The organism is Hymenobacter agri, assembly GCF_054778495.1.
This window is the reverse complement of record NZ_BAAGZM010000381.1, coordinates 1-4,170: the sequence shown is the minus strand read 5'-3', so window position 1 is coordinate 4,170 and position 4,170 is coordinate 1. Positions and strand designations below refer to the sequence as shown.

Sequence of the window (4,170 nt, the reverse complement as noted above, 5' to 3'; positions counted from 1 at the left end):
CCTTCGGGCGGGAAGGGCGGCACGGCGGGCGCGGCCTCGCGCAGGGTGCCGGTGAGGGCGGCGATGTTGGAGGAGAGAATGTGGTTCAGCACCACGAATTCGTGGGTTTCGGTGGGGTGGTGCTGCTTGCTTTTGGGCTCGGTGAGCATGCGCTGGAAAGCCGCCGCGAGGTTGGCCCCGCTCACGTACACGTTTTTGCGCAGCAGGCGGTACTCGTGTGGCGGCAGCGGGCGACCGGCTAGGCGGTCGGCCAGCTGGCGCAGGTAGGCCAGGTTGGCGCGCAGGGCGGCGGCCATGTAGTCGGTGAGGCCATCCGATTCCCAGCTCGGAAACAGCAGCCAGCCGGCCCCGAAGGCAATGCCGCAGCCCACCAGCGTGTCGAGTATCCGCTCCTGCGCCACGCCCAGAAAGCCCAGCCCCAGGAACCGGAACATGATGAGCAGATACGCCGTGAGGAACACCACCGTGACGAGGTATTTGGTGCGCTGAAAGCTGTAGGCCACCACCATGAACACCACCAGAATGGCAAACCGGGCTTCCGTCCAGGGCACGGCCCAGAGCACGGCCCCACCCAGCGCGCCGCCCACCAGCGTGCCCACAATGCGCTCGGTGTTGCGCTGGCGCGTGAGGCTGAAGCCGGGCTTGAGCATGATGGTGACGGTCATCAGAATCCAGTAGTTGTGCTGGCCGTGCCAGAGGGTTTCGGCCACGCCGAAGGCCACGAGGCAGGCCACCGTCATGCGCACGGCATGGCGGAACACGGCCGAGCTCATGGTGAGGTTCTGAACGAAGGTGCGCAGCTCGATTTCCTGGTGGGCCACGAAGCGGGTGTGCTCGGCGGCCCGGCTGGCGGCGGGCACGGCGGCCGTCAGGGCCTCATCGAAGAAGCGGCGGATGTTGCCCACGCGCCGGATGATGTCGCGCAGGTTCACCAGAATTTTCTTGAGCACCCGGGTATGGGCGCCCAGCGCTTCGCTGGCTTCGAGCTGACTGATGCGGGCTTGCAACCGCTCCCACTCGGCGGTGAGTTCGGGGCCGGTGCCGTGGTAGGCGTGGTTGGCTTGGATGGCCACGCCGAGATGGTCGAGCTCGGTGGCCACGTGCCGGATGAGGCGGGCCACGTCGGCCAGCACGCCGGTACGGGCAAACTCCTCGCGCACGGCCGAGTAGTCGTAGTAGCCCACGGTGATACGCTCGTACAAATCCACCGTTTCCACGAACGTGAGCACGAGGCGGCGGCCGGTACTGGTGGTTTCGTTCACAATCTGGCGGGTACGGAAGAGGAAGTCGCGGGCGGCTTCCTGCTTCTCGTTCACCACTACCTGCTGGGCCACGAGCTGGCGGTAGTCGTCGGCCAGGTCGGTGCGCGGCTCGTAGAAGCGGGCTTTCAACTCCAGAAAGCGGGCCAGGGCGTGGATGCTCTCACCCAGGGCCTGCTGGGCCGGGCGGTAGGGCCGCACCTGGTAGGCCAGCAGCGCCAGGCCCGTGAAGCCCCCGCCGAGGTAAATCAACAGCCCCATCCCTCCACCAGTGCTGGCGGCAGCCGTGGTCAGCTTGCCGGCCCGCACGCTGTAGGCCATGCCCAGGCCCAGCAGCAGCAGCACCAATCCAAGCCACATCATGCCCATTGCGCCAGCCGCTTCTCATAGCAGAAGAACCGCAAGCCCGGCCGGAAATCCAGCGTGATTTCGCCCGCAAAGCGGTAGCCCAGCTTCGGAAATAGCCGTTGGGTGGCGGCGTTTTCCGAGTTGGTATCGACGCGCAGCACGCGCAGGCCCTGCGCTACGGCCTGCGTTTCGGCCTGCTGCATGAGGGCTAGGGCTACGCCGCGGCCCTGGGCGGTGGGCTCCACGGCGAGGCGGTGCGTGACGAGGGCGGGCTCGGTCACGTCCCAGTCGGCCTGGGCGTATTCGGCGTCCTGGTCCTGGGTGAGGGCAGCCACGCCGGCTAGTGCGCCATCCAACTCGGCCACCCACAGCTGGCTTTGTTCGATGTCGGCCCGGAAAACGGTTTCGTTCGGGTAGTCAGCCGACCATTGGAAGTTGCCGCTGGCCTGCATCAGCGGCACTACGCGGCTCACCAGAGCCAGCAGCGCCGGCAGGTCGGCCACGGTGGCGCGCCGGAGTAGCGGTGGAATCGCGGCCGGCAATATCTTTGCTGCCATATTCTGGTTTTGTCGTCTAATGGATAGGACAGCTGGCTTCGAACCAGCCAATGCGGGTTCGAGCCCTGCCGGAACCACTACGCAATTCGCGAAAAGCAAGAATGTCATGCTGAGCTTGCCGAAGCATCTCTACTGCGCAACTAATCAATTTTAGTTCTGCGGTGAAGATGCTTCGGCAAGCTCAACATGACATTCTTGCTTTTACTTAGCCCCGCTTCAGCACGGCGGCAGCTTCCTTGGCGAAATAAGTCAGAATAGCATCGGCCCCGGCGCGCTTGATGCTCATCAGCACTTCCATCATCGTGCGCTCGCCATCGACCCAGCCATTTTGCGCGGCGGCCTTAATCATGGCGTACTCGCCACTCACGTTGTAGGCCGTCACGGGCAGGTTGGTGGCGTTTTTCACTTCCCGAATGATGTCGAGGTAGCTCAGTGCCGGCTTAATCATCACCATATCGGCCCCTTCGGCTTCGTCGAGCGCCAGCTCGCGCAGGGCTTCTAGGCGGTTGGCGGGGTTCATCTGGTAGCTTTTCTTGTCGCCCTTCTTGGGGGCCGACGACAGCGCGTCGCGGAATGGGCCGTAGAACGCCGAGGCATACTTGGCCGTGTAGCTCATGATGCTGACGTGCGAAAAGCCGTTCTCGTCCAGAATGCGCCGAATCCAGGCCACGCGGCCGTCCATCATGTCGCTTGGGCCGATGATGTCGGCGCCGGCGCGGGCCTGGGCCAGGGCCATCTGGCCCAGCACTTCGAGGCTGGCGTCGTTCAGGATTTCGCCCGAATCTGGGTCTACCACGCCATCGTGGCCGTCGGAGCTGTAGGGGTCCATGGCCACGTCGGTCATCAGCACCACCTCCGGGAACTGGCGCTTGATGTCGGCCACCGTTTTCAGGTAGAGGCCTTCAAGGTTGGTGCTTTCGCGGGCCATCGGGTCCTTCAGCACCTCGTTGATGTTAGGAAAGGGCGCAAAAGCCTTCACGCCCAGCTCCACGCACTGCCCGATTTCGTCAATCACGCGGTCGGCCGTGAAGCGCATGATGCCGGGCATCGACTTGATTTCCTCGGTCTGGTTCTGGCCTTCGGTGATGAAGATGGGATAGATGAAATCGTGGGCAGTGAGGCGGGTTTCCTGCACCATATCACGAATAACGGCGGACTTGCGGTTGCGGCGGGGGCGGTGGGTGGGGAGCATAAGCGTCGAAAAGCCGACCTCAACCCGGCCGGCACGAATGGGAAAATGAATGCGAAGCTGAAATAAGCAGCCAGCCGCCCACAAAGTTCGGCTCGCCCCGCCAATTACCTGCCAAATGGGTCGAGCCAGGCCACCAGAATGGCCAATGCCGCCGCGCCCGCCACAATGCCCCAGACCAGCCCACCGCCGCTCAGCAGCAGGCCCAGCAACGCAATGGGCAGCGCGATGAGGCCCAGAATGCCGAATACCGTGGTGCCCAAACCTACCTCGGCCGGGGCCTGCGCCCGGTGCAGCACGCTCCGGCGCAACAGACGTGGGCGCGGGGCTGCTACTATTCGACCCGAAGCTACCTGAGCCGCGGCCAGAGTTTCGGGAGCGTGCGGCGTCGTCACGGCCACGGAGGCTATCCGAGCATTTGCTAACGCTACTGGCTCAACAGGATGCGGGCGCGCTGTCACTTGTGCAGCCACAGGCCCTTCAGTAGCTGCTTCTGCCTTGGCTGGGGCCGGGCTGGGAGCAGAATGGGCCACCGGAGCCCGCAGCACCACCGGCTGAAGCGAATAGCTCGGCCGGCTGCTCTGGCAGCCGCTCGCTAGCAAGGCCAGCGGCGCCAGCAAGGTCAGCCAGCGAAAAGAAACACGACGGGAAAGCGTAGCAAGAGGCATAAGGAGACCGAAAGTAAAGGCAGCGTTGGGCTGTACGAAGATTCCCGGTTTTTCGCTATCCGGCGGCCAGTTTGGTGGCGGCCTGCCAGCCGGTGCCCGCGCCCAGTGCCACACCCATGCCGTTGCAGCGCACGGCCGCCAGCACCCCC

The 4,170-nt window shown here is 64.5% G+C and carries 4 protein-coding genes and 1 tRNA gene; 1 reads left to right on the top strand and 4 read right to left on the bottom strand.

Annotation, left to right across the window (positions count from 1 at the left end; all coding sequences use genetic code 11):
- Together ACYVDE_RS16100 and ACYVDE_RS16095 are read right to left on the bottom strand one after the other, a co-directional pair.
- A partial coding sequence (locus tag ACYVDE_RS16100) for an FUSC family protein (RefSeq protein WP_460502566.1) occupies positions 1 to 1,622 on the bottom strand: 1,622 nt, incomplete at its 3' end.
- Positions 1,619 to 2,110, bottom strand: a complete 492-nt coding sequence (locus tag ACYVDE_RS16095; protein ID WP_460502565.1) for a GNAT family N-acetyltransferase — start codon at positions 2,108 to 2,110, stop codon at positions 1,619 to 1,621. The genes ACYVDE_RS16100 and ACYVDE_RS16095, both read right to left, overlap by 4 nt.
- Before the next feature lie 59 nt (positions 2,111 to 2,169).
- Here ACYVDE_RS16095 and ACYVDE_RS16090 point away from each other — a divergent pair.
- A tRNA-Arg gene (locus tag ACYVDE_RS16090) sits at positions 2,170 to 2,241 on the top strand.
- A gap of 128 nt (positions 2,242 to 2,369) precedes the next feature.
- Here ACYVDE_RS16090 and hemB read toward each other — a convergent pair.
- Both hemB and ACYVDE_RS16080 read right to left on the bottom strand, forming a co-directional pair.
- Positions 2,370 to 3,356 (bottom strand): porphobilinogen synthase, encoded by a 987-nt coding sequence (gene hemB, locus ACYVDE_RS16085; RefSeq protein ID WP_460502564.1) that lies wholly within the window; start codon positions 3,354 to 3,356, stop codon positions 2,370 to 2,372.
- A gap of 104 nt (positions 3,357 to 3,460) precedes the next feature.
- On the bottom strand, positions 3,461 to 3,748 hold the full coding sequence (locus ACYVDE_RS16080) for a hypothetical protein (RefSeq protein WP_460502563.1): 288 nt from the start codon (positions 3,746 to 3,748) through the stop codon (positions 3,461 to 3,463).
- Positions 3,749 to 4,170 lie beyond the last annotated feature (422 nt).

What these genes read in the sequence shown, in the direction of transcription:
- hemB (WP_460502564.1), bottom strand. Translation starts at nt 3,356, where the DNA reads ATGCTCCCCACCCACCGCCCCCGCCGCAACCGCAAGTCCGCCGTTATT.